Raw genomic sequence first — 23,205 nt, 5'->3', positions numbered from 1 at the left:
ATCAGCCCCACCGGAGTGGGGCTGAGGGGTCAGGCCTTGCTGAGGCGCCGCATCCGTTCGGACGGCGTCACGATGTCGGTGAGGCGGATACCGAACTTGTCGTTCACGACCACGACCTCGCCCTGGGCGATCAGGTAGCCGTTGACCAGCACGTCCATCGGCTCGCCGGCCAGGGCGTCGAGTTCGACGACCGAGCCCTGCGCCAGCTGCAGGATGTTCTTGATCGGGATGCGCGTGCGGCCGAGTTCAACCGTGAGCTGGACGGGGATGTCCAGGATCATGTTGATGTCGCTGCCGGGCAGGTTGCCCGGTGTCGGCGAGAAGTTGGTGAAGGCCGCCGGCGCGACCTGCTCGGTCACCTGCTGCACTTCGGCCGCGACCTCGCTGCCGCCGCCGCCGGCTTCCGCCAGCGCCGCCGCCCATTCGGCGGCCATCGCGTCCTGTTCGTCCATCGGGGTGTTGTCAGCCATTGCGGGCTCCCAGCCAGCCGGCATCCGGGCCGGTCAGCATCTTTTCAATCTTGATCGAATACTTGCCGTTCGACGTGCCGTAATGGCAGTCGAACACCGGCACGCCGTCCACCTTGGCCTGGATGATCTGCTCCAGGTCCAGTTCGATGAAGTCGCCCGGCTTGAAGGCCAGCAGCTGTTCCACCGTCGCGGGGGCCTTGGCCAGCTCCGCCACCAGTTCGACCTCGGCCGACTGGATCTGGTGCTTGAGCAGGTTGACCCAGCGGCGGTCGGGTTCGCTGGAGTCGCCCTGCGTGGTGCTGTACAGCACGTCGCGGATCGGCTCCAGCGTCGAATACGGAATGCAGAAGTACACCGTGCCGCTGGTCTCGCCGATTTCCAGCGTGAACGACGTGGACACGATGATTTCGCTGGGCGTGGCGATGTTGGCGAACTGGGGCTGCATCTCCGAGCGCTGGTACTCCAGCTCCAGCGGATAGATGCCCTTCCACGCCTTCGTGTACTCCTGGATGATCACTTCGACCAGGCGCAGGATCACGCGCTGCTCGGTGGCGGAGAAGTCCCGACCCTCGATGCGGGTGTGGAACTTGCCGATGCCGCCGAACAGCGAGTCGATCACCGCGAACACCAGCGTCGGATCGCAGACGATCAGCCCGCTGCCGCGCAGCGGCTTCACCGACACGATGTTGAAGTTGGTCGGGACCACGATCTCGCGCAGGAAGGCGCTGTACTTCTGCACCTTGATGCCGCCGATGGCCACTTCCGGGCTCTTGCGGATGAAGTTGAACAGCCCGATGCGGATGTTACGCGCGAAGCGTTCGTTGATGATCTCCATCGTGGGCATGCGCCCACGGACGATCCGTTCCTGGCTCGCGAGGTTGTACTCGCGGATGCCACCGGTCTGGACCTCCTCGGCCTCGAGCTTCTGGCTCTCGCCGGTGATGCCCTGCAGCAGGGCATCGACTTCGTCTTGCGACAGGATCTGCTGATTCATCGCGCGCTCCTTGCTGTCCGGCCCGTCACTGCACGATGAAGGTCGAGAACAGGACCTGCGTCACCGGGCTCTCGACCTGGCGCTTCTTCTTCTTTTTCTTCTTCGGCGCGGCGTCCTCGTCCTCATCCTCGTCGTCGAGCTCGATGCCCATCGGACGCACGGCCTCGCGGCGGATTTCCTTGGCCAGCTTTTCCTTGCCTTCGGCGCTCAGCAGCTCGGCCGAGGTCTTGTGCGACAGCACCAGCAGCACGTTGTTGCGGATCGCCGGCATGTAGCCCTTGAGCTGGTCCGCGAACTTCGCATCGTTCACTTCCAGCGTGATGCCGATCTGCGCGAAGCGGTCGACTTCCTTGTCGGCCAGGTTCACCGTGAACGGGTCCAGCGGGACGAAGGTCGGCGGGGTGCCCGGCTTGGCGTGGGCGGCGGCCGCGGGCTTCTCCTCGGCGGCGGCGCCGTCCTCGTCGTCGGCATGCGACTTCTTCTTCATCATCAGCAACGCGGCGACGCCCACCAGCACCACCACCAGGACGATGGCGACGATGATGATCAGCTTCTTCTTGCCGCCGCCCTTGACGGCGGCGTCGTTGCCTGCGGCGGCTGTGGCCATGGGCGCTCCGGTGATGAAAAGAGGGAAGTTGGCGGGGAACCGGACCTGACGACCCGGCAATGTCTCCCATTGTGAAGCGCCGCCCGAGCGCTCAACGCGCGAAAAGGCGGCGGATTCCGGTCAGACTCGCGGACAGTCAGGCGTACAGATCGACCAGGCCACGCGGTGCGGAGCGGCGCTCCGACCGGCCGCCGGCGGCGATTGCGCCGTCATCGTCCGAGCCTTGCCCGCGCCCGCCCCGGCGGCCATTGCCGTTCGAGGCGCCGTCAGCGGATCCATCACCACGATTCTGGCCGCCGCTGGACTGCGACTGGGCGAACACCCCACCACCGCTCAGGGTCAAGCCCTGGGCCTGGAGGGCGGCTGCCAGGTCCGGCAGGCTCCGTTCCAGCACTTCGCGAGTCGCGGCGTGCTGGGCATGGAAGTTCACCTGCGCCTGCTGGCCGTCGAGCTGGATGTTGATCGACACCGGCCCCATGTCGGTCGGGTTGAGCTGGAGCTGTGCCTCGTGCACGCCGTCCTGGATGAGCAGGCTGACGCTGGCAGACAGTTCCGGTGCGAATTCGGGGCTGTCCAACGGCTGGCTGAGCGGGACGCTGGGGGCCTGGGCCGCCGAAGTCGCATCGGCCCCGGAGGTGCCGGATGCGGCGCCGGTCTGCTGCGCCGCGGCCAGCAGCGCTTCGAAGCTCGGCTGCGGCCCCTTGGCGGCACCGTCGCCCATCGAGATCTCGTGCGCGCCGCCGGAGGCGGCTTGCAACGCCTCGGTCCGGGCGGTCTTGTCGGTGCCATCGGCCGCGCCGGCGGTGCCCGCGGCCGCCTGGCCCAGTTCACGCTGGAGCTGCTGGCGCTCGCGCAACGCGTCGCCGGTGGTGGGCTGCTTGCCATGCGCATGCGCGCCGCCGGGCAGGGCGGCCGTGCCCGCCTCGTCGCCTTCCGTCGCGGCGGTCCCGGCGCGCGGAGTGGCCCTGGCTTCGGCGGGCGCTTCGCCGCGCAGCATCGCCAGGATCTGCTCAGCCGTCGAGGCGGCGCTGTCCTTCGCAGCCTTGGCGTCCTGCTTGTCCTGGTCGTCGCCGTCCTTCGCATCGATGCGTTCGGCGTCCTTGCCGCCGGCGGCATCGGCCCGGGCGGTGTCCTGGGGGGCGGTCGCCTCGGCAGCGTCGGCGACGTCCGCCGCCTCGGCGGTATTCGCCGGATCAGCCTTCGTGGCACGGGACGCGGTCTTGGCATCCTCGGCCTTGTTCGCGCTGCTGCGGGCGGCGGCATTGCGCGCGGCCAGCTTGCTCTCGTCCCTGGCGGCGGTGTTCTCGGGCGCGCGAGCGGGCGCAGAGGCGGGCTTGGGCGGCGGAGCCGACTCCTGGCGCTGTGCCTGCTGCTGGGCTTCCAGCTGCCGGGCCTGCTGCTGCGTTTGTGCCTGCTGGCTCGCCAACTGCTGCGACTGCAGCTGGGCCATGGTCGTCTTGGCCGATTGCGCCGACTGATTCTGCAGCTGCTGATTGCTCTGGTTGAGCAGGCGGGAGAAGTCCGCCGACGCGCCGTCCTTGCGGCCGGTATACGCGGGGTTGTTCGCGCCAAGGCCGCCAAGGGCGCCCGGCATCGGAGTCGTGTTCTGGATCTGCGTCATGGCGAGGGAGGTTCCGGGAGGACCGGGTCGCGATCAGGCGACCAGTCGGGACATCGGATTGCCGCCGCGCGAAGCCGCACGGGCGGCCTGCTCGTCGGTGGCGCGCTGTTCCTGGCGCATCTGGCTGCGCAGCGTTTCGGCGCGACGGCGCTCGATCAGCTTGCGCACCGACGCGACCCGCAGTTCGCGCTCCCGGAGCAGGTCGCGGGCGGCGGACAGGCGCTGGTCGGCGTAGTCGGCGATGCCGCCTTGCTGGCCGATGGCCTGGTCCAGCCGCTGGCCGAAGTTCTGATAGCAGCCCAGCAGTTGCACGGTCGTCCGTTGGGCAAATTCCTGCGACCAGCGGGTGCGGTAGTCCGTGCGGTACTGCGACAGCTGGTCATGCTGGTTGCGCGCCGCGTTCGCACGCGACTGCGCGTCCTGCAGATGACGCAGCGCTTCATCGCGCTCGGCCTCCGCGCGTTCGAGGAGAACGTTCAGGGCCTGCAGATTGGAACTACTCATATCGATGACCTCGCTCTACGGATGTCGGCAGCTATCACGCAAAGTTAAGTGTGGCGGTCAACTGATTGAGGCAATCGTTCAAAGAAGCGGGGGAATGCATGTCTTGTTGGAGCAATCGGTCCATGTCGCCGTGCAGGCGGACCGCCATGTCCAACTCGGGATCATGGCCGGGCTGATAGGCGCCCAGCTGGATCAGGTCGCGCGCCTTGTTGTACTTCGCGAGCAATTGCCGGAAACGGCGCGCCAGTTCGACATGGCGCTTGTCGGCCACGCTGGTCATGACGCGCGAAATGGACCGCTCCACGTCGATCGCAGGGTAGTGCCCACTCTCCGCCAACTCGCGGCTGAGCACGATGTGGCCGTCCAGGATGCCTCGGGCGGCGTCGGCGATCGGGTCCTGCTGGTCGTCGCCTTCGGACAGCACGGTGTAGAAGGCGGTGATCGAGCCTTCGCCGGCCAAACCGTTTCCGCTGCGCTCCACCAGTTGCGGCAGCTTCGCGAAGCAGGAAGGCGGATAGCCCTTGGTCGCCGGCGGTTCGCCGATGGCGAGGGCGATCTCGCGCTGCGCCATGGCGTAGCGGGTGAGCGAGTCCATCAGCAGCAGCACGTGCTGGCCGCGGTCGCGGAAGTGCTCGGCGATCGCGGTGGCATAGGTCGCGCCCTGCATCCGCAGCAGCGGCGGTGCGTCGGCTGGGGCGGCGACGACGACGCTGCGGCGCAGGCCTTCCTCGCCGAGGATGTCCTCGATGAATTCCTTCACTTCCCGGCCGCGCTCGCCGATCAGGCCGACGACGATGACGTCCGCCTGCGTGTAGCGGGCCATCATGCCCAGCAGCACCGATTTGCCGACGCCGGTGCCGGCGAACAGGCCCAGGCGCTGCCCCCGGCCGACGGTCAGCAGCGAGTTGATGGCGCGCACGCCCGTGTCCAGCGGACGGCGGACCGGGTCGCGGTCCATCGCGTTGATCGGGCGGCGGACCATGGGTTCATCGCGGATGTCGGCCAGCGGGCCGCGGCGGTCGATCGGTTGCCCCTGCGGATCGACGACGCGACCCAGCAGGCCGTCGCCCATCGGCAGATGCAGGCCGCGATCCTCGTCGCGCCGCCAGGGATGGCGTTCCTCGCCGAGCACGGGGCCGTGCAGGGCCGCCGGTCGCGGCAGCACCATCGCGCCGCTGGACAGGCCCTGGATCTCGTCGGTCGGCATCAGGTAGGCGCGGTCACCGGAGAACCCGACCACCTCCGCCGTGACCGGACGCTGCCCGCGACGCGGCGAGGCGGCGGTCGAGGGCATGTGGATCTCGCAGACCGACCCGACCGGCACCTTCACGCCGGTGGCTTCCAGCACCAGGCCGGCGACGCGCACCAGCTTGCCCTGCGGCTCGATCGGCGGCGCATTGCCGGCGAAGGCCTGCAGGTCGTCGAAATACTGGCGCCAGCGGTCGGTGCGTGCGCTCATGACTCGCGGTCCTCGGGCGCGCCCTGGTTCGCTCCATGGGGCAGGCCGCCGTACTGGCTCGGCGTGGGCTCGAGGCGGAAGTCCAGCCGCGCATCACGTTGTTCATCGGCGGCGCTGCGGCGGTTCTCCCAGACGGAGGTCTGGCCCAGCGCGCCGACCGCCGATTGCCAGCGCGCCGGCAGCGAGGCGTCGACGCTGCAGATGTCGGCGTCGACCTTGACGCCGCCGCGGGCGATCGTGGGATCGGGGATGACCTGCGCCTCGCGGGCGCGCAGTTCCTGGCCGGCGCCGTCCAGCACCAGCGGGAGGTCGTCGGGGTGCACGCGCACGCGCACGTGGCGGGCGTTGATCAACAGTGCTTCAACGGCGTCATGCGCCACCTTGGAGACGAGCTCCGGCGCCGTTTCCAGTTCATTGCGGACGACCTGGCGAGCCAGTTCGACGGCCGTGCGCGCCAGTGCGTCGGCCATGTCCTGTTCCATCGCGGACAGGTCCTGGTCGAAGCTCGCGACCAGTTGTCCGACCTGGGCGCTGATCTGCTTGGCGAAGCTCTGCTTGAAGGCGTCGAGCGCCGCCATGCCGTCGCGGTAGCCGTCCTGGTAGCCGGTCTGCCGGGCCTGCTGCAGCAGCTCCTCGATGCTGGGGCCGGGCGGCGGGGGCGGGGGCGGCGGTTCGACCGGGGCGGGCGCGGTGACAGCCGGACGGCGCGGCGCGGCGCCGCCTTCGAGGGCGCCGGGATTCCACGCAGCGAAGCCGGACAGCTCCTCGCGCGGAATGATGCGGCCATAGGTGCTGCCGCGCTGCTGATCGCCGTCGGCGCGAGGCGGTGGCGGAACTTGGCGGGGTGGGCGGGTGACCATCGGTGCGGGTATCCGTCGGCGGAAGGGTCGACCAGCGTATTACAGGAACTGGTCGTCGCCGCCGCCGGCGAGCACGATCTGGCCCTCGTCGACGAGACGGCGGACGACCTTGAGGATTTCCTTCTGCTCGGCCTCGACCTCGGAGAGGCGCACCGGACCGCGAGAATCCAGATCCTCGCGCAGCGTTTCGGCGGCGCGGGTGGACATGTTGCGGAAGATCTTCTCGCGCAGTTCCGGCCCGGCGCCCTTGAGCGCGACGATGAGCGATTCGGACTGCACTTCCTTGAGGATGGCCTGGATGCCGCGGTCGTCGATCTTGTCCACGTCGTCGAACGTGAACATGTTGTCCATGATCTTCTGTGCCAGGTCGGAGTCGGCCTCGCGGATGTAGTCCAGCACCGAAGCCTCGACGCTGGTGCCCATCATGTTGATGATCTCGGCCGCGGTCTTGACGCCGCCCAGGTTGGACTTCTTCATGCGCTCGCCGCCGGCCAGGATCTGTCCCATGACCTCGTTGAGATCCTTCAGCGCCATCGGCTGGATGCCGTCCAGCGTGGCGATGCGGATCAGCACCTCGTTGCGCTGGCGCTCGGTGAAGACGCGCAGTACCGAGCTGCTCTGGTCGAAGTCCAGGTGCGACAGGATGGCGGCGACGATCTGCGGATGCTCGTTGCGCAGCAGTTCCGCGACCGAACCCGGGTCCATCCACTTCAGCGATTCGATCGAGGAGACGTCCGAGCCCTGCAGGATGCGGTCCAGCAGCAGGTTGGCCTTGTCCTCGCCCAGCGCCTTGCGGAGCACCGAACGGACGTACTCGTCGGTGTCGCTGACCAGGGTGCTCTGGGTCTCGGCGACGAGGTCGAACTTGTCCAGCACGCGCTCGACGCGCTCGCGCGGCACGACCTTCATCTTGGCGATGGTCTCGCCGAGCTTCTGCACTTCCTTGGGCGCGAGGTGCTTGAAGACCTCGGAGGCTTCTTCCTCGCCCAGCGACATCAGCAGGATGGCTGCGTCTTCTACGCCTTTGTCGTCCATGGTGGTGTCTCGCTATCGATCCGGGTGGGCGTACTGGTCGGCGGTGCTCAGCGGCGGCCGCCGGCGGGGGCGGCTGTTTCCAGCTCCTCGCCGTTGACCCAGGCGCGCATGATGTTGGCCACGGCGATCGGGTTCTCCTTGGCCAGCAGGCGGGCGCGCTCCAGCTTGTCGTTCGAGATCGGCGCCTCCAGGGCCGGCAGGCCGCCGGGACCGCGCGGACCGCCGAGCGCCAGCTGTTCGTCCTCCACCACGCTGAGCGCGTTGTTGCTGGCAGTGTCGTCCTTCTGTTCGACGGGCGGCGGGAAAGCCGCCTTGAGAGCAGGGCGAACCAGCCCGAACACGGCGATCAGCGCGACCAGCACCAGGGCGGCGGGCACGGCAAAGTCGCGGGCGACGTCGCGCAGCCACGGTTGCTGCCACAGCGGCACGTCGGCGTTCTCGATCTTGTCGGAGACGAACGGGGCGCTGAGCACCTTGATCGAGTCGCCGCGATCCTGCGAGAAGCCCAGCGCTTCCTTGACGAGGGAGTCCAGCTTCTGGATCTCGTTCTCGGACAGCGGCTGGCTGGAGGTCTTGCCGTTCTTGTCGGTGACGGTCTTCTGGTTCACGACGACGGCGGCGTTCAGGCGACGGATCTGGCCGATCGCGTTGCGGGTGACGCGCACGGTGCGGTCGAGTTCGAACTGCGTGTCGTTGTTGCGGCGCAGGTTCTGCGTGCCGCCGGACTGCCCGGCCGGCTGCAGTTGCTGGGCCTGGCCGTTGATCGGCGCGGCGGCCTGCGGCGGAACCTGGTTGGTGGTCGCGCCGGGCACGCCGGTGGGCACGCCGGCGGTGCCGCCGGATTGCTCTTCGGAGGTCAGGCGGCGCACGCTGCTCTGCGTGTTCGGGCCCTGGTTGGGCTTGTATTCCTCGGCGGTCGACTCGACCTGGCTGAAGTCGACGTCGGCGGTGACCGTCGAGCGCAGGTTGTCGCGGCCGACCATCGGCTCGAGCAACTCGGCGATCCGCTTGTTCAAGTTGGCTTCGATCTGCTGCTTGTACTGGAGCTGCTGGCTGTCCAGGCCGATGGCGTTGCCGTCCGGGTTCTGGGAGAGCAGGGCGCCCGTGCTGTCAAGCACGCTGACGGCTTTGGGGTTCAGTTCCGGCACCGACGAGGACACCAGGTGGACGATGCCGGCGATCTGGGCGCGGTCCAGCGTGCGGCCGCCGCGCAGCGTCAGCATGACGGAGGCGCTGGGCTTCTGCTGCTCGCGGAAGAAGCCGTTCTGCTGCGGCATGGCCAGATGGACGCGCGCGTCGGCGACGTCGGCCATGGCGGTGATGGTGCGGGTGAGCTCGCCTTCGAGCGCGCGCTGGAAGTTCAGGCGCTCGTTGAAGGCGGTCTGGCCGATGGACTGCTTGTCCATCAGTTCGAAACCGACGACGCCGCCCTTGGGCAGGCCGGCCGAGGCCAGCTTCATGCGCAGGTCGTAGACCTGGCTGGCGGGGACCATGATGACGCCGCCCGGGTCATTGCGGTAGGGCACGTTCAACTGCGCGAGTTGAGCGATGACGGCGCCGCCATCCTTGTCGGACAGTCCGGAGAACAGCGGCCGGTAGTCGGGCTTGGCCGTCATCATCGACATCGCCACGATGACCGCCAGCAGCGCGGCCACGCCGCCGCCGAGCATCATCTTGCTCTTCGTGGGCATTGCCGCCAGGCGGGCGGGCAGGCCGGCCGGCTTGGCGGTCTGCTGCACCTCGGGGAGTCCGGCGGCGGGGCTGCTCAGGGCGTTGTCCATGGGGCGGTGGTGTACGGCTGGTGTCGAACGGAGTACCCAGGCGGACGCCTCGGCACAGGTCTGGATTATTTCGATCGGAGCCCTCAAGAATGGTGGGAACAGGCCGAAGAAGGCCCCCCAGTTCGGAGCTATGGACGGCGCGTGGATCCGTACGATGCGTTCCGTGGACCTGAAACTCAAACCCTTCGACTTCGCCAACGCGGTGGCGCGCGCCGGCCTGACCCCCCAGGGTCAGCCGGTGGCCAAGGCCGCGTCGGGCGGCACGAGCTTCGCGGATGCGATGAGCTCGGCGTTGAAGTCCGTCAGCACGCAGCAGAACGAGGCGTCGCGGTTGCAGCGGGAGGTTCAGCTGGACAATCCGACCGTCAGCCTCGAAGAGACCATGGTCGCCATGCAGAAGGCGCAGATCGGTTTCCAGGCGACGCTGCAGGTCCGCAACCGGCTGGTGTCGGCCTACTCGGAAATCATGAACATGCAGGTCTGAACGGCTTCGCTGCCTGCAGCAGTGCCGCGCGAACGAAAAAGCCGCCTCTGGGGCGGCTTCTTGCATTCCTGGATCGAACGATCAGAGGCTGCGACGCATCAAACGTTCGCGCTTCTGCGCCTGGTCAATGAAGATCTGAAGCGCGCGGGCCGCGTTAGGCGACAAGGAGACGAAGGCGCAGCCCGCCTGGCGCGGTGCGCCCTGTTCGGCGTCCGACATGTGCTGGATCCGCAGGAGCGTGGAAAAGCTGACTTCGCGCTCAAGTTCCAGGGTCCCGCCGATTTCCTCGCCCGCCTGGGGGACGGGGACGACGTTGGCCGGCCACTGCAGTGCGACGCCGCCGGCGCTCACGTTGATGACGCGGATGCGGGGAAGGGCCGGGTCGGCCAGCTTCAGCGCCGGATACAGCTGCCCGGCGGACGCGACCCGATAGGCCTGGCGCCGCTGGAAGCGGTAGAGCCGCAGCGGCACCGGCGAGCGCAGCACCTCGGCGCCGTCGCCGCGGATGGCCACCAGCCCCGAGACGTCGAACTGCAATTTGATCTTGTCCAGGAAGGCCGTCGCCACCAGCTCGTCGCTGGCCAGCACCGGCGCGAGCGTGCCGCCGACCTGCGGCGCTTCCATCGTCAGCATCCCGTGCGGCGTGTCCAGCGCCCGCAGCACCGTGTGGATCGCCTCGCCGTCCGGCGTCGACAGCTGGATGCGCGCCTGCGACTGCAGCAGCTCGCGCAGCCAGTTCATGATCTCGCCGGGCGCGTCCATCCGGAAATCGGTGTCCGCAGCGTCGGGGGGGCTCGGGGATAGCTTCAGGTCGCTCAAGGCCAGCATCCGGCAGGATTCGGTGGAAAAATTCTCTCGCATCCCCAAGGCAAACGCCGCGCCGACCCCATGCGTTCAAGGGGCCGGTCGCGGCGCCGTCGTGAGTCCGGAACCCGCATGCGTGACCGATGTCTCGGATCGCGGAGGCGCTCGGACGAGGAACCGATCAGCGTGCCGATCAGTGGACCGTCTTGGACTTGCCCTTCATCAGCTGGTCCAGATCTTCCAGCCACGGCTCGGCCAGGTGGCGGATCTCGGCGTCGTTGACCAGGATGCGCTGCATGATGCGCGTCTTGAGCTGCGCTTCGTCCGGACCCAGGTTCTGGCTGGAAGCCGCATGCTTGAGCTGCGAGATCAGCAGCACGCAGGCGCCTTCGAGCTTCACCACTTCGTCCCAGTTGCCCGAACGGGCGGCGCTCAGCATGTCGGCGCTGGCTTGTTCGATGGCTTCGTAGTAGCTCAACAGTTGGGTGCTCATGAGGCGGTCCGGGGTCGGGGCGGCTTGGGCGGCGGAGGTCTGGGGCTTGGCGGTGTACTTGGACATGGAACTTCTCAAGTCGTCAGGCGGAAGGGGGTGTCCGGGGCTCAGGCCGCGGCACGTTGGTCGGCGGCGGTCGGGGCGATGCTGGCCCAGGCCTCCTTGATCGGTTGCAGCAGCTTCACGCATTCCTCGATCGCGACATCGTCGCTGCGCAGGTTCGCATAGGTCAGCCGCGTGCAGATGTAGGCATACAGGTCGCGCAGGTCCAGGGCCAGTTCGCCCGATTCCAGATTCAGGGCCGCTTTCAGGCCTTCGTCCAGGATGCGGACCGCACGGCTCAGGCTGCGGTTCTTCACTTCGACATTGCCGGAGCGGATCGCGCCGATGGCTTGCGTCATCGAATCGAACGCGCCGTCCAGCAGGAGGCTCACCAGCCGATGCGGCGAGGCCGTCATCACGTCCGTTTCGACGCCGACGCGGTTGTACATGCTGCTGGCGCGCTGACCGTGGGAGGCGAAGGGGGAAGAGTTGCCGTACATGATTGTTGCTGCGGTGTGCTGAAGTGCTTGAATCAGTTTTCGGCCCCCGCTGGCCCAACTTGAGCCTCCCCCGTGTCGAATTTGTCTCGAAATTCTGCTCGCGTGAAGAAAAAGGAAAGCCTCCGTGAGGAGGCTTGTCGGCGCCTTTTTCGAAGCGCCGGAGAAGGGCGGTGGCGACGGTCCTGTTCCGACCGCGACCGCGGTTGTCGCGTCAACTGCTGCTGCTGATCATGCTGGTGATCTTGTTGACGTAGCTCTGCAAGTCGTTGAGCTTGGCCATCTGCGTGTCCAGCGCCGTGTACTGCGCGCGCAGGCGCTTCTCGTAGGCGTCGGCACGGTCGTTGAGTTCGTCCACGCGCTTGCCGTTGGCCGTCACTCGAGACTGCAAGCCGGTGGTCCGGGTCGTGATCGAGCCGTCGAAGCCGGTCACCTGGTCGGCGAAGGCGCGCCAGCGCGTGGCCATGCCGTTGTTGTTCGGGTCGCTGCTGTCCACACCCATGAACAGGTTCTTCAGATCGCCCATGCTGCCCAGCGCGCTGGTCAGCTTGGTGTCGGTGACCTTCATCGTGCCGTCCGCGCCGATGTCCACGCCGATGTCCGATAGCCGGCCGAACTGGCCGCCCAGGGTGCTGCCCGAGGCGGTGATGTTGCGCAGCTGGCTCTGCAGGCCGACCGCCGTGCTGTCGCCCTGGAGCGTGCCGGCGGTCTTGTTGGCATCGTCGTACTTGGTGTCGTTGCGCATCAGCGTCATGAGGCTGTTGTACGACGTGACGAAGTCATTGATCGCCTTCTTGACGCTGTCCTTGTCCTGGCCGACGGTGATCGTGGACTGCGCGGGAATGATCGTCGCGCCCGTGGGGTCCGACGGGTCCTTCGTGCCGCCCTTGAGCAGGTTGATCGTCAGGCCGTCCACGGCGCCTTCGATGTTGTTGGACGCGGAACTGATCGCCAGGCCGTTGACCGTGAGGTTGGCATTTTTGGCCGCGGTGTTCTGCGTCATCGACGTGACCGAGGCCGTCGGGTCATACGCCAGCGCCGACAGGCCATTGGCGTCCGAGCCGTTGCCGTCGTCGTCGGCGGTGGTGATGCGAAAGCCGTTCGCCTCGCCGGTGTCCTTGGATCGGATCACCAGACGCTGACCGTTGGCGTCGGTCACGACCGAGGCGAGCACACCCGCACCCGAGCCGTTGATCTTGTCGCGGATGCTGGACAACGTGTCGGTGGCCGAGATGGAGACGCTCACCGGCGACGCGCCGTTCTTGCCGGTGAAGGTCGAGTTGTCCGAACTCCATTGGCCCAGTTCAATGGTCATCGACCCCGACCCGACCGTCGCGTTGGTCGCGAAGGCCTTGCTCGACAACGACTGCGGCGAGGCGAGGTTGGTCACGCTCAGCGCGTAGGAGCCTGCGCCCGAACCGGCGCCGGCAATGACGGTCGCCATGCTCGTGTCGGAAGAGGTGGCGGTGAGCGCGGCCCAGGTGCTGGGATTGGCCAGCTTGGCGGCTGCGTCGCGCATCGCGCTGAAGGCACTCTTGATCTTTCCGTATTCGGAGATCTGCGTCTTGATCGTGTCGGTGCGCGTCTGCAGGTCGGTGATGGGCTGCTTCTCGAGCGAGACCAGCTTCGTGACGATGCTCTCGACGTCCAGGCCGCTGCCGAGACCTGCCGAAGTAATGGATGCCATCGTTCGTACTCCCTGTGACCCTGGCCACTGTTGCCGGATTTCCTCGTCGGAAACCCCATGCGCGACAGGGCCTCGCGTGAACCGCGTGAGGCCCTGTCCTGCATATCGGCGCCCCTCGCACCGACTTTAGGACGGCGACCCGGGGGATTGATTGCGTTTTTCTATCAGCCCTTGAGCAGCGACAGCACTTGCTGCGGCAACTGGTTCGCTTGCGCGACCATCGCGTTGCCCGCCTGCTGCAGGATCTGCGCGCGGCTCAGGTTGGACGTTTCCACCGCGAAGTCCGCGTCCATGATCCGGCTGCGGGCGGCGGTCTGGTTCTCATAGGCCACCTGCAGGTTGGAGATCACCGCGTCGAAGCGGTTCTGCGTCGCGCCGAGCGTCGCGCGCTGGCTGTTGACGGTGTCCAGCGCGGTGTCGATGTTGGCCACGACGGCGGCGATCGCCGCTGCATCCGCCGTGCGGTCGATGACGGCCCGGCCCGTGCCGTTGGCGTCCTGGCCGGCGACGTTGGTGATCGTCGCATCTTCCGACATGTTCGGCGTGGTGACCGTGATCTCGTCGTTGGACGTCGTGTTCGGGCCGACCTGGAAGGTCTGCGGCGTCGACGCGTCCTGCCCGAGGATGTACTTGCCGTTGAAGGTCGTCCCCGCGGTGACGCGCTGGATTTCCTTGGCGAGCTCGCCGAACTCCTTGTCCAGCGAATCCTTGTCGCTGTCCGCGTTGGTCGCGTTGCGGGCCTGGATCGCCAGTTCGCGCATCCGCTGCAGCGAATCGGCCACCTTGCCCAGCGCGCCTTCCGCGGTCTGCGACAACGAGATGCCGTCGTTGGCGTTGCGCATCGCCACCGTCATGCCGCGAGCTTGCGCGTTCATGCGTTCGGCGATCGCCAGGCCGGCGGCGTCGTCCTTCGCGGAGTTCACCCGCAGGCCCGACGACAGGCGCTGCATCGAGGTCGCCAGCGACGACTGCGATGAGTTCAGATTGCGTTGCGCGTTCAGCGAGGCAATGTTGGTGTTGATGGTCTGTGGCATTGATGCACTCCTGCGGAGATCCTGTCCTGGCTGCGATCCCGGTTAGGTGGGTCGGTTCCCGACCTCACCCGCGGATCCTCGCTGCGCCATCGCAGTCATTGTTTGGATCTGCCGGTTGGACCGGTGGTCGAGCGGTACTACGTGCTCGATGGTTCCCATTGTGCGAAACGTGCTTCAACGCCGATTGGCCGATTAGCGGGCGGAAAACCCGCCATTAACCAACCAATAAAAGAAGGCCCCGCATCGGTCCCGAAGGGGCGATGCGGAGCCTTTGGAGGCCCGGCCACGAAGGCCGGTGCTTGAGGAGTCAACCGATAGAAGGGGATCAGCTGCGCAGCAGCGACAGCACCTGTTGCGGGAGCTGGTTGGCCTGCGCCACCATCGTGTTGCCGGCCTGCTGCAGGATCTGCGCGCGGCTCAGATTGGCCGTTTCCGCGGCGAAGTCGGCATCCATGATGCGGCTGCGGGCGGCGGTCTGGTTCTCCACCGAGACCTGCAGGTTGGAGATGATCGCGTCGAAACGGTTCTGCGAGGCGCCCAGGATCGCGCGCTGGCCGCTGACCGTGGTGATGGCCGCGTCGATGTTGTCGATCACGGTCTTCAGCGCGTCGGGCGTCGAGGCGTTGTCGATCACGCCGCCGGTGACCGCGGTGATCGTCGCATCGTTGGTCATGTTGTTGGTGATCACGTCGACCGAGTCGTTGGCGCTGGTGTTGGCGCCGATCTGGAAGGTCTGCGTGCCGGCGTCGTTGCCCAGGATGGACTTGCCGTTGAAGGTCGTGCCGCCGATGACGCGGCCGATTTCCTGACCCAGCTGGGCGTATTCCTTGCCGATCGAATCCAGGTCGGTCGTCGTGTTGGTCGCGTTGCGGGCCTGCACCGCCAGTTCACGCATGCGCTGCAGCGAGTCGCCCACTTTGGACAGCGCGCCTTCAGCGGTCTGCGCCAGGGAGATGCCGTCGTTGGCGTTGCGCACCGCGACGTTCATGCCACGGACCTGGGCGTTCATGCGCTCGGCGATCGCCAGGCCGGCGGCGTCATCCTTGGCGGAGTTGACACGCAGCCCCGAGGACAGGCGCTGCATCGACACCGACAGCGACGACTGCGAGGACGACAGGTTGCGCTGGGCGTTGAGCGATTGCAGGTTGGTGTTGATGATCTGAGCCATGATTCATTCCTTCAAGTTTCAAAGACCTTCTGGCGGTCTCGGCGGACGGTTGATTAATCGTCCGACTGAGCCGGACCACGTGGCCCTTGCTGTTGAATTGCGGACCCGTTGATGCAGTTATCGGGACGCGCAGGAATGGACTTGAGGCCTTCTTGAAAAGAAAGCTTGCAACGCCCCGTGGCGGGCGTGAAGAAGTGGCGGGAGCCACTGTGGGCGGGCTCTTGCGGCACGCCGGTGTCAAACGCCTTCCCGGCCGGTTTCTGGGCCGGCGCGGAGGCCATTTGGTATGAAGCCTTCGGGAGGCCTGGCGCGGGCTCTCCACGGGGCATGGGGCGTCCCCCCGGGAACCCCAAGCCCCATTCCGGCCCCACCCTCGCTCGTTGACTTCTCTTTTCACACCCCGGCCCTGCTGGTGATGCGAAAAGAGAAGGGGACCGCGTCCCCTTCGAGGCTCTGGGATCCGCCGACGGCTGGCGTCGACGGAATCCTCTTCGTCCTATCAGCGCAGCAGGGCCAGCACTTGCTGGGGAGCCTGGTTGGCCTGGGCGATCATCGCGTTGCCGGCCTGTTGCAGGATCTGCGCACGGCTCAGGTTGGCGGTTTCCGAGGCGAAGTCGGCATCCATGATCCGGCTGCGGGCGGCGGTCTGGTTCTCGACCGAGATCTGCAGGTTCGACACGATCGCGTCGAAACGGTTCTGCGAGGCACCCAGCTTCGAACGTTCGCCCGAGACCGTCTTGATCGCCGAGTCGATGTTGTCGATCACGGTGGCCAGGTCGGTCGTCGTCGAGGCGTTGGTGATCGCGCCGCTGGTCACGCCGGTGATGGTCGTGTCCGTGGTCATGTTGGTCGTCGTGACGTCGACCGAGTCATTGGCCGTCGTGTTGGCGCCGATCTGGAAAGTCTGCGTGCCGGAGTCGCCTGCCAGGATGGCGCGGCCGTTGAAGGTCGTGCCGCCCAGGACGCGCTGGATTTCAGAGCCCAGCTGGGCATATTCCTGTCCGATCGAGTCCAGGTCGGTCGTCGTGTTCGTGGCGTTGCGGGCCTGCACCGCCAGTTCACGCATGCGCTGCAGCGAATCACCCACCTTGGAGAGCGCGCCTTCAGCCGTCTGCGACAGGGAGATGCCGTCGTTGGCATTGCGCTGGGCGACGTTCATGCCGCGGACTTGCGAGTTCATGCGGTCGGCGATCGCCAGACCGGCGGCGTCGTCCTTGGCGGAGTTGACGCGCAGACCCGAAGACAGGCGCTGCATCGACGTGGCCAACGAGGTGGCGCTGGTGCTGGTGTTGCGCTGGGCGTTGAGCGACAGCAGGTTGGTGTTGATGACTTGGGCCATGATTGCTCCTAACAGCTATACGTAAATACCGGCAAAAGCGCCGAACCACACATGAGCGCCTGAGTCCTCCGATCCTCCGACCCGCCGTGAGGCGAACCGGCCGAGGATCTCGGATGCTCCTGCTGAACCGCCCGGGCCATTTCCCGGTTCGGTCCCAGTCCGACGCTAGTCAACCGTTGCCGTCCCACCCCTCATCGGAAGCCAAGAACGTCAGGCCTTCTAACCGGACCACGTGCCGCCTGCCTGCTTCGACCTGCTAGCAAGACTGCTTGTCTTTGCTTGCCTGTCGCTGCGTTCAGCAGCCCCGTTGTGTTGGTTATCGGGCCCCTCTCCTTAGAACTTGAGGGCAATTTGTCAAGACTTGTGATCCGGAGATAAGCAGGCCTTGCAACGCGTTGTTTGTCGTTTGACTTCGACCCGGACTCGTGCCCGGGTGTCGGTCTGGCGACGGACATGGGGGTATCTACGGCCTGAATGCGGCGGGATTGAGGGGGAATGCCGGCGCTTTTCGTGTGCTCGATCACGGGGGTGCCCCCCTAAAGTGCCTCCTGGCGATGCCGACTTGCGGGATCGCCGCTTCCGCCACCTTCGCCGGGACCGGTCTCGGCTCGAGACCGGACTCGATCGACGAGTCCCAACGACCATGGAGAGGTCTATGCCACTGCAAGCGCAAACCGAGGCACGGTCCACCGTGTCGATGATCGACGCGTCGATCGAGGAACAATGTCACGGAACGATCCGTCCGGGATCCAGCGAGGCTCGCCTGTTGCTGGCCCAGGCGCGCAACGCCGCCTATGCGCAAGCCGCGCAGGGGCGCATCGGCGACGGCGTCGCGCTGCTCTACAACGCGCTGGAAATGGCGCCGATGAGCGTCGACCTGCTGTCCGACGTCGGCGCGCTGCTGCTGGCTGCGGGGCAACTGAGCGACGCCGCGTTGTATGCGCATCGTGCGGTGGAGCTCTCGCCGCAACATGCGCCTTCTCTCTATACCCTCGGCTTCGCGCTGTCGGGTCTGGGCGAGGTGAAGGCCGCGATCGAGGTGTTGAGCATCCTCAATGAAGGACAGGCGCTCGAGATGCTGCGCCGCGATTCGCCGGAACTGATGGCGATCGTCGACTCCGAATTGCTACGCCTCCAAGCCGCCTGAACGGTCGACGATTCGTCGTTGCCGGGACGGCCCTGACAGGCTGTCTCCCCGAAAAACCGCCGCCGAGCCCGCAACCACGGGCTTCGGACGGCGGTTTTCTCTTTGGGGGCTGGCAACGTGTAGGAATCAGGCTGACAAGGCGGTCGTCCCGCTCCCTAGCTTGTATCTGGCGCCACCCTGATGTCGCACGGATGGGTGTTTCTTCAGAATTCATTCCATCGCAGCAACGCAATCCACCAGGAGCCACCCGATGAACAGCGACCAGATCCTTGCCGAGATCCGCGAAGCCAACCTGTCGTACCTGATGCTGGCCCAGAGCCTGATCCGTACCGACCGGGAACAAGCGCTGTATCGCCTGGGCATCTCGGAAGAGACGGCGACGCTCCTCAACACGCTGAGCCCGGCGCAGATGATGAAGATGGCTTCGGGCAACACGCTGCTGTGCCGCTTCCGCATGGACGACGACCTGGTGTGGGGCCTGCTGACCTCGCACGGCAAGCCGGCCGCCAACGACAGCGTCTCCCGCCTGCATGCCTCCATCCTGATGGCGGGCCGCCACCAGGAAGCCGCTGCCTGATCCAGAAGATTCAGGCAACTGCCTCAGGCAGAGAAATTGCCGCCCGAGAACATCCGACAGCACCCGGAGCACCCCAATGCGCACCAAGTCCATCCTGACCGAAGCCAAGCAGATCGATCGCGCCGTGACGTTGATCAAGCTGGGCGCGCGCCTGCAAGTGCTGGAGTCGGAAACCGACCTGAGCTACGAGCGTCTGCTGCGCCTGTACAAGGAAGTCTCGGGCAAGAGCCCCAGCAAGGGCCAGCTGCCGTTCTCGACGGACTGGTTCATGACCTGGCAGCCCAACATCCACGCCAGCCTGTTCCTGAACATACACGAGTACCTGAACAAGGTGGCCGAGATGGACGAGATCGACGTCGTCATCAAGGCCTACCAGCTGTACCAGGAACAGACCGCGGCGCAGAACCTGGAGCAGCTGCTGTCGGTCACCCGCGCGTGGCGCCTGGTGAAGTTCGTGGACAACGGCATGCTGACGATGACCAAGTGCAGCAAGTGCGGCGGCCACTTCGTGACTCACCCGCACGAGGTCGCCAAGCATTACGTCTGCGGCCTGTGCAACCCTCCGGCGCGCGCCGGCAAGGGCAAGGCGGCCGGCGGCATCCAGATGCATTGAGCGTATCGCGTCAGGATCATTTCGTCGAATGTCTACCCGCTGGCGCAGCTGCCTGGTTGTCATCGCCCGCAACGAGGCGGCGACGATCGGCCGGCTGTTGACCAGCGTTCGTCCGTTCGTCGACGAACTGCTGGTCATGGATACGGGCTCCACCGACGACACCCTTCGTCTGGCTGAAGCTGCCGGCGCCCGGGTCGTGCATTTCCGCTGGATCGACGATTTCGCCGCCGCGCGCAATGCGGCGCTTGACGCGGCCGGCGCCGACTGGCACGTCGTGCTCGATGCCGATGAATGGTTGATCGGGGAGGGCAGTGGTGCGGCCCTTGAGGCGTTGCGCAGTACCGCCCCCGAGTTTGTCGGCACGATCGCGCTTCAAGACCATTTCGACGGCGGCACCGCGCAATCGCGTCTCAGCCGCGTGCTGCCGGGGCGCATTCGCTACACCGGCCGCATCCACGAACAGCCTGCGCATGTGTTGCCCGTCAGGGCGCTCGACATCCATGTCGCGCACGACGGCTACCTGCCTGAACGACTTCACGTGAAGCAGGGACGCAACGAGCGGCTGTTGCGTGCGGCGGTCGATGAAGATCCCGTCAACCCGTATCTCTGGTACCAGCTCGGCAAGGACTTCTCGGTCTATGACCGCTTCGCGGATGCGGAAGCAGCGTTCGTGAATGCCGTTGACCGCTTGACCTCGTTGCCCCTGCCGCCTGCATGGTGGAACGATCTGGTCGCGAGAAGACTCTTCGGTCTGAAGTCTCTCAAGCGCCATGCCGATGGTCTGGTCTTCGCGGAAACGCAGTTGCAACGATGCGGGGACTCGCCGGACTTCTTCTTCGCGCTGGGCGATCTGTTGCTGGATTGGGCGGCGGACCAGCCGCAGCAAGCCGAAGCCTTGATCCCGATGATCGAAGGCGCCTGGCGTCGCTGTCTGGAGATTGGTGAACGCCCTGACCAACCGGGTGCTGTCGAGGGGCGGGGCAGTCATCTCGCCGCCTACAACCTGGCACTGCTCCTGGAAGCCACCGGGCGCCCGGAGGAGGCGAGGGGGCTGCGCGAGGCGCGGTGATCCCTCAAAAAGCAGCGCCGGGATGGCGCTGATCTGGCATCTTGTAGGAATTCATCTGACAAGCGCGTCGGCGCGCTCCCTAACCCGGAGATGGAAGCGACCTGATGTTGCTTGCGTGTCGCCATCTCTACAGTTCGTCTCACGCTGAAACAAAACGACATCAGCACCCAACACTCCAGGAGCCGAACGATGAACGCCGACCAAATCCTCGCCGAGATCCGCGAAGCCAACCTGTCGTACCTGATGCTGGCCCAGAGCCTGATCCGCGCCGACCGCGAACAGGCGCTGTATCGCCTGGGCATCTCGGAAGAGACCGCGACGTTGCTGACCACGCTGAGCGCAGCCCAGATGCTGAAGATCGCCTCGGGCAACACGCTGCTGTGCCGCTTCCGCATGGACGACGACCTGGTGTGGGGCCTGCTGACCTCGCACGGCAAGCCGGCCGCCAACGACAGCGTCTCCCGCCTGCACGCCTCCATCCTGATGGCTGGACGTCATCAGGAAGCCGCCTAAGTTATATCGACGCCCAACGCGTCAACTGAAGCTGAATTGAAGCCGGAGACACCGACATGCGCACCAAGTCCATCCTGACCGAAGCCAAGCAGATCGATCGTGCCGTGACGCTGATCCACCTGGGCGCCCGCCTGCAGGTGCTGGAGTCGGAAACGGACCTGAGCTACGAGCGTCTGCTGCGCCTGTACAAGGAAGTCTCGGGCAAGAGCCCCAGCAAGGGCCAACTGCCTTTCTCGACGGACTGGTTCATGACCTGGCAGCCCAACATCCACGCCAGCCTGTTCCTGAACATCCACGAATACCTGAACAAGGTGGCCGAGATGGACGAGATTGATGTCGTCATCAAGGCCTACCAGCTGTACCAGGAACAGACCGCGGCGCAGAACCTGGAGCAGCTGCTGTCGGTCACCCGCGCGTGGCGCCTAGTGAAGTTCGTGGACAACGGCATGCTGACGATGACCAAGTGCAGCAAGTGTGGCGGCCACTTCGTGACCCATCCGCACGAGGTTGCCAAGCATTACGTCTGCGGCCTGTGCAACCCTCCGGCACGTGCCGGCAAGGGCAAGGCGGCCGGCGGCATTCAGATGCATTGAGGGCGCCGTCATGGCCGCCCGACTCCCCCACGCCGCTTCGGGAGATGCTCGCTCCGCGCTACGCTGGCCGACGCTGGCGCTGCTGAGCTGGGCCGCCTGTTTCGTTGTCTGGCGCCTGTTCGGGCCCGATTGGCCGGCGGCGATCGTCGCCTCGGGCCTCGGGCTGATTCTGGCCGGGCTGCATCGCCAGACCTGGCGCCGCATGATCGTCGCCGCCGGCTTTCCGATGGCCTTGCTCTTCACCGGTACCGACCTGCCGGCCTGGATCTGGCTGATCCCGCTGGGCGTGCTGGTGCTCGCCTATCCCCGCCGAGGCTGGAGCGACGCCCCGCTGTTCCCGACACCGCACGACGCGCTGCGCGCGCTCCCCGAGCGTGTGAAGCTGCACGGCGGCGCCCGCGTGCTGGACGCCGGCTGCGGGCTAGGCGACGGATTGGTGGCCCTTCGCCGCGCTTATCCGGGCGTGCGTTTCGCGGGCATTGAATACAGTGGCTTCCTGTGGCTGCTGGCCCGCCTGCGCTGCCCCTGGGCCGATATCGCCCGGGGCGACCTGTGGGTCCAGTCGTGGCGCGACACGGACCTGGTCTACCTCTTCCAGCGGCCCGAGTCGATGCCGCGCGCGCTGGACAAGGTGCGCACGGAAATGCGACCGGGCAGTTGGCTGGTCAGTCTGGACTTCCCGCTGCCGGGACAACCCGTCTTCGCGCAGCTGGATACCGGCACCCGCCACCAGCTCTACGCCTACCGGGTGCGCGACCTGCAGGCCTGAGGCCGGGACGCGCTTCATCAATGTCGAACGACACGAGACAGCGACGCCCGACCGGCGCCCGCGAGACACCGGCCGTCACAGGCCGGGCTCAAGCGGGCGGGGAGCCGGTCGATAAGGGATGAGATGGCCCGGACCGCGAGGGGACGCGGCGGCAACTTCAGGACGGAACGAATTCCATGTTTGTCATCATCGGTTGGCTGCTGGCACTGGCCTGCATCTTCGGCGTGTTCATCGCGCACGGAGGCAACATCAGCGTGGTGCTGCACGCGCTGCCGTTCGAGATGACCACCATCTTCGGCGCGGCGATCGGCGGCATGCTGGCCACGAACCCGCCCAAGGTCATGAAGGCCACCATGAAGGGCCTGGGCGACTGCTTCAAGGGCAGCAAGTACACCAAGGCGCGCTACATGGAGTTGCTGGCGCTGCTCTACGACATCCTGCAGAAGGCGCGCAAGGAAGGTCTGATGTCCATCGAAAAGGATGTCGAGGACCCGCACAGCTCGCCGCTCTTCCAGAAATACCCGACGGTGGGCAACGACCACCACGTCACCGAGTTCATCACCGACTACCTGCGGATGATGGTCTCGGGCAACCTCAATGCGCACGAGATCGAGTCCCTGATGGACGCCGAGATCGATACCCACCACCACGAGGCCTTCCTCGCCGTGATCGCGCTGCAGCGCCTGGCGGGCGGTCTGCCGGCCTTCGGCATCGTGGCCGCGGTGCTCGGCGTGGTGAACACCATGGGCTCGGTCGGCCAACCCCCGGCGGTGCTCGGCGGGATGATCGGCTCGGCGCTGGTCGGCACGTTCCTGGGGATCCTGCTGGCCTACGCCTTCGCCGAGCCGCTGGCTGGCGCGCTCGAAGCCAAGGTCGACGAGGCCGGCAAGGAACTCCAATGCATCAAGACCACGCTGCTGGCCTCGATGCAAGGCTACGCGCCGCAGGTGGCGATCGAATTCGGACGCAAGGTGCTGTACTCGACCGAGCGCCCCACCTTCGCCGAGCTCGAAGGCCACGTGAAGAAGAAGTGAACGGAGTGAAT

Annotated in this window: 25 protein-coding genes; 9 read left to right on the top strand and 16 right to left on the bottom strand. The window is 66.3% G+C overall.

The annotated features are described in order from the left end of the window. Positions 1–29: 29 nt before the first annotated feature. From fliN to fliF, 9 genes are all read right to left on the bottom strand, one after another. Positions 30–470, bottom strand: coding sequence for a flagellar motor switch protein FliN (fliN, locus tag AC1VNM_RS14975; protein ID WP_088403384.1), 441 nt, complete (start codon positions 468–470; stop codon positions 30–32). After that, positions 463–1,464, bottom strand: a complete 1,002-nt coding sequence (gene fliM / locus AC1VNM_RS14970; protein ID WP_067276207.1) for a flagellar motor switch protein FliM — start codon at positions 1,462–1,464, stop codon at positions 463–465. Before fliM ends, fliN begins: the two co-directional genes overlap by 8 nt. Positions 1,465–1,489: 25 nt before the next feature. Further along, a complete protein-coding gene (locus AC1VNM_RS14965) occupies positions 1,490–2,071 on the bottom strand; it encodes a flagellar basal body-associated FliL family protein (protein WP_483107420.1) in 582 nt (193 codons plus the stop codon). A 136-nt stretch (positions 2,072–2,207) separates the two neighbouring features. Next, positions 2,208–3,692, bottom strand: coding sequence for a flagellar hook-length control protein FliK (locus AC1VNM_RS14960; RefSeq protein WP_483107419.1), 1,485 nt, complete (start codon positions 3,690–3,692; stop codon positions 2,208–2,210). A 33-nt stretch (positions 3,693–3,725) separates the two neighbouring features. After that, positions 3,726–4,196: a flagellar export protein FliJ gene (gene fliJ / locus AC1VNM_RS14955; RefSeq protein WP_431099707.1), complete on the bottom strand. Its 471-nt coding sequence runs from the start codon at positions 4,194–4,196 to the stop codon at positions 3,726–3,728. A 34-nt stretch (positions 4,197–4,230) separates the two neighbouring features. Next, positions 4,231–5,655, bottom strand: coding sequence for a flagellar protein export ATPase FliI (fliI, locus tag AC1VNM_RS14950; RefSeq protein WP_431099706.1), 1,425 nt, complete (start codon positions 5,653–5,655; stop codon positions 4,231–4,233). Then, positions 5,652–6,515: a FliH/SctL family protein gene (locus AC1VNM_RS14945; RefSeq protein ID WP_483107418.1), complete on the bottom strand. Its 864-nt coding sequence runs from the start codon at positions 6,513–6,515 to the stop codon at positions 5,652–5,654. Before AC1VNM_RS14945 ends, fliI begins: the two co-directional genes overlap by 4 nt. 39 nt (positions 6,516–6,554) lie before the next feature. After that, positions 6,555–7,550: a flagellar motor switch protein FliG gene (fliG, locus tag AC1VNM_RS14940; protein ID WP_431099704.1), complete on the bottom strand. Its 996-nt coding sequence runs from the start codon at positions 7,548–7,550 to the stop codon at positions 6,555–6,557. Positions 7,551–7,597: 47 nt separating this feature from the next. Further along, a complete protein-coding gene (gene fliF / locus AC1VNM_RS14935; RefSeq protein WP_483107417.1) occupies positions 7,598–9,331 on the bottom strand; it encodes a flagellar basal-body MS-ring/collar protein FliF in 1,734 nt (577 codons plus the stop codon). A 163-nt stretch (positions 9,332–9,494) separates the two neighbouring features. Between fliF and fliE the strand changes: the two genes are divergently transcribed. Next, positions 9,495–9,815 (top strand): flagellar hook-basal body complex protein FliE, encoded by a 321-nt coding sequence (gene fliE, locus AC1VNM_RS14930; protein WP_377161309.1) that lies wholly within the window; start codon positions 9,495–9,497, stop codon positions 9,813–9,815. 81 nt (positions 9,816–9,896) lie between these two features. Here fliE and AC1VNM_RS14925 read toward each other — a convergent pair whose 3' ends face one another. The 7 genes from AC1VNM_RS14925 to AC1VNM_RS14895 form a co-directional block, all read right to left on the bottom strand. Then, positions 9,897–10,634, bottom strand: a complete 738-nt coding sequence (locus AC1VNM_RS14925) for a flagellar brake protein (protein ID WP_483107416.1) — start codon at positions 10,632–10,634, stop codon at positions 9,897–9,899. Between the two features lie 178 nt (positions 10,635–10,812). Beyond that, positions 10,813–11,112: a flagellar protein FliT gene (locus AC1VNM_RS14920; RefSeq protein WP_067282807.1), complete on the bottom strand. Its 300-nt coding sequence runs from the start codon at positions 11,110–11,112 to the stop codon at positions 10,813–10,815. A 107-nt stretch (positions 11,113–11,219) separates the two neighbouring features. Next, positions 11,220–11,654, bottom strand: a complete 435-nt coding sequence (gene fliS / locus AC1VNM_RS14915) for a flagellar export chaperone FliS (RefSeq protein WP_377161313.1) — start codon at positions 11,652–11,654, stop codon at positions 11,220–11,222. A gap of 211 nt (positions 11,655–11,865) precedes the next feature. After that, complete coding sequence (gene fliD, locus AC1VNM_RS14910; protein WP_483107415.1) at positions 11,866–13,338, bottom strand: flagellar filament capping protein FliD; 1,473 nt, start codon at positions 13,336–13,338, stop codon at positions 11,866–11,868. Positions 13,339–13,502: 164 nt separating this feature from the next. Beyond that, positions 13,503–14,372, bottom strand: a complete 870-nt coding sequence (locus AC1VNM_RS14905; RefSeq protein WP_377161317.1) for a flagellin N-terminal helical domain-containing protein — start codon at positions 14,370–14,372, stop codon at positions 13,503–13,505. A gap of 325 nt (positions 14,373–14,697) precedes the next feature. Beyond that, positions 14,698–15,540 (bottom strand): flagellin N-terminal helical domain-containing protein, encoded by an 843-nt coding sequence (locus tag AC1VNM_RS14900; protein WP_377161319.1) that lies wholly within the window; start codon positions 15,538–15,540, stop codon positions 14,698–14,700. A 499-nt stretch (positions 15,541–16,039) separates the two neighbouring features. Continuing rightward, complete coding sequence (locus AC1VNM_RS14895) at positions 16,040–16,879, bottom strand: flagellin N-terminal helical domain-containing protein (RefSeq protein WP_377161321.1); 840 nt, start codon at positions 16,877–16,879, stop codon at positions 16,040–16,042. Between the two features lie 655 nt (positions 16,880–17,534). Here AC1VNM_RS14895 and AC1VNM_RS14890 point away from each other — a divergent pair. The 8 genes from AC1VNM_RS14890 to motA all read left to right on the top strand — a co-directional run bounded on the left by AC1VNM_RS14890 (position 17,535) and on the right by motA (position 23,194). After that, on the top strand, positions 17,535–18,026 hold the full coding sequence (locus tag AC1VNM_RS14890) for a tetratricopeptide repeat protein (protein ID WP_377161323.1): 492 nt from the start codon (positions 17,535–17,537) through the stop codon (positions 18,024–18,026). A 250-nt stretch (positions 18,027–18,276) separates the two neighbouring features. Beyond that, on the top strand, positions 18,277–18,603 hold the full coding sequence (gene flhD / locus AC1VNM_RS14885; protein ID WP_067276165.1) for a flagellar transcriptional regulator FlhD: 327 nt from the start codon (positions 18,277–18,279) through the stop codon (positions 18,601–18,603). A gap of 76 nt (positions 18,604–18,679) precedes the next feature. After that, entirely contained in the window at positions 18,680–19,216 is a 537-nt protein-coding gene (gene flhC, locus AC1VNM_RS14880) for a flagellar transcriptional regulator FlhC (protein WP_088403400.1), read from the top strand. A 28-nt stretch (positions 19,217–19,244) separates the two neighbouring features. Further along, entirely contained in the window at positions 19,245–20,285 is a 1,041-nt protein-coding gene (locus AC1VNM_RS14875) for a glycosyltransferase (protein WP_483107414.1), read from the top strand. A 189-nt stretch (positions 20,286–20,474) separates the two neighbouring features. Beyond that, entirely contained in the window at positions 20,475–20,798 is a 324-nt protein-coding gene (flhD, locus tag AC1VNM_RS14870; protein WP_377161327.1) for a flagellar transcriptional regulator FlhD, read from the top strand. A 56-nt stretch (positions 20,799–20,854) separates the two neighbouring features. Then, a complete protein-coding gene (gene flhC, locus AC1VNM_RS14865; protein WP_067276156.1) occupies positions 20,855–21,391 on the top strand; it encodes a flagellar transcriptional regulator FlhC in 537 nt (178 codons plus the stop codon). A gap of 10 nt (positions 21,392–21,401) precedes the next feature. Further along, on the top strand, positions 21,402–22,160 hold the full coding sequence (locus AC1VNM_RS14860; RefSeq protein WP_483107413.1) for a class I SAM-dependent methyltransferase: 759 nt from the start codon (positions 21,402–21,404) through the stop codon (positions 22,158–22,160). A gap of 176 nt (positions 22,161–22,336) precedes the next feature. Next, positions 22,337–23,194: a flagellar motor stator protein MotA gene (gene motA / locus AC1VNM_RS14855; RefSeq protein WP_088403404.1), complete on the top strand. Its 858-nt coding sequence runs from the start codon at positions 22,337–22,339 to the stop codon at positions 23,192–23,194. Positions 23,195–23,205: the final 11 nt, after the last annotated feature.

It is taken from the genome of Mitsuaria sp. MSU3D (genome assembly GCF_056867975.1).
Note: the sequence above shows the minus strand (reverse complement) of the source record. Positions and strands in the feature narration are given on the sequence as shown.

Excerpts from the sequence above, each read along its gene's own strand:
- fliN (WP_088403384.1), bottom strand. The coding sequence starts at position 470 with ATGGCTGACAACACCCCGATGGACGAACAGGACGCGATGGCCGCCGAA.
- fliM (WP_067276207.1), bottom strand. The coding sequence starts at position 1,464 with ATGAATCAGCAGATCCTGTCGCAAGACGAAGTCGATGCCCTGCTGCAG.
- AC1VNM_RS14965 (WP_483107420.1), bottom strand. The coding sequence starts at position 2,071 with ATGGCCACAGCCGCCGCAGGCAACGACGCCGCCGTCAAGGGCGGCGGC.
- AC1VNM_RS14960 (WP_483107419.1), bottom strand. The coding sequence starts at position 3,692 with ATGACGCAGATCCAGAACACGACTCCGATGCCGGGCGCCCTTGGCGGC.
- fliJ (WP_431099707.1), bottom strand. The coding sequence starts at position 4,196 with ATGAGTAGTTCCAATCTGCAGGCCCTGAACGTTCTCCTCGAACGCGCG.
- fliI (WP_431099706.1), bottom strand. The coding sequence starts at position 5,655 with ATGAGCGCACGCACCGACCGCTGGCGCCAGTATTTCGACGACCTGCAG.
- AC1VNM_RS14945 (WP_483107418.1), bottom strand. The coding sequence starts at position 6,515 with ATGGTCACCCGCCCACCCCGCCAAGTTCCGCCACCGCCTCGCGCCGAC.
- fliG (WP_431099704.1), bottom strand. The coding sequence starts at position 7,550 with ATGGACGACAAAGGCGTAGAAGACGCAGCCATCCTGCTGATGTCGCTG.
- fliF (WP_483107417.1), bottom strand. The coding sequence starts at position 9,331 with ATGGACAACGCCCTGAGCAGCCCCGCCGCCGGACTCCCCGAGGTGCAG.
- AC1VNM_RS14920 (WP_067282807.1), bottom strand. The coding sequence starts at position 11,112 with ATGAGCACCCAACTGTTGAGCTACTACGAAGCCATCGAACAAGCCAGC.
- fliS (WP_377161313.1), bottom strand. The coding sequence starts at position 11,654 with ATGTACGGCAACTCTTCCCCCTTCGCCTCCCACGGTCAGCGCGCCAGC.
- fliD (WP_483107415.1), bottom strand. The coding sequence starts at position 13,338 with ATGGCATCCATTACTTCGGCAGGTCTCGGCAGCGGCCTGGACGTCGAG.
- AC1VNM_RS14905 (WP_377161317.1), bottom strand. The coding sequence starts at position 14,372 with ATGCCACAGACCATCAACACCAACATTGCCTCGCTGAACGCGCAACGC.
- AC1VNM_RS14900 (WP_377161319.1), bottom strand. The coding sequence starts at position 15,540 with ATGGCTCAGATCATCAACACCAACCTGCAATCGCTCAACGCCCAGCGC.
- AC1VNM_RS14895 (WP_377161321.1), bottom strand. The coding sequence starts at position 16,879 with ATGGCCCAAGTCATCAACACCAACCTGCTGTCGCTCAACGCCCAGCGC.
- AC1VNM_RS14890 (WP_377161323.1), top strand. The coding sequence starts at position 17,535 with ATGCCACTGCAAGCGCAAACCGAGGCACGGTCCACCGTGTCGATGATC.
- flhD (WP_067276165.1), top strand. The coding sequence starts at position 18,277 with ATGAACAGCGACCAGATCCTTGCCGAGATCCGCGAAGCCAACCTGTCG.
- flhC (WP_088403400.1), top strand. The coding sequence starts at position 18,680 with ATGCGCACCAAGTCCATCCTGACCGAAGCCAAGCAGATCGATCGCGCC.
- AC1VNM_RS14875 (WP_483107414.1), top strand. The coding sequence starts at position 19,245 with ATGTCTACCCGCTGGCGCAGCTGCCTGGTTGTCATCGCCCGCAACGAG.
- flhD (WP_377161327.1), top strand. The coding sequence starts at position 20,475 with ATGAACGCCGACCAAATCCTCGCCGAGATCCGCGAAGCCAACCTGTCG.
- flhC (WP_067276156.1), top strand. The coding sequence starts at position 20,855 with ATGCGCACCAAGTCCATCCTGACCGAAGCCAAGCAGATCGATCGTGCC.
- AC1VNM_RS14860 (WP_483107413.1), top strand. The coding sequence starts at position 21,402 with ATGGCCGCCCGACTCCCCCACGCCGCTTCGGGAGATGCTCGCTCCGCG.
- motA (WP_088403404.1), top strand. The coding sequence starts at position 22,337 with ATGTTTGTCATCATCGGTTGGCTGCTGGCACTGGCCTGCATCTTCGGC.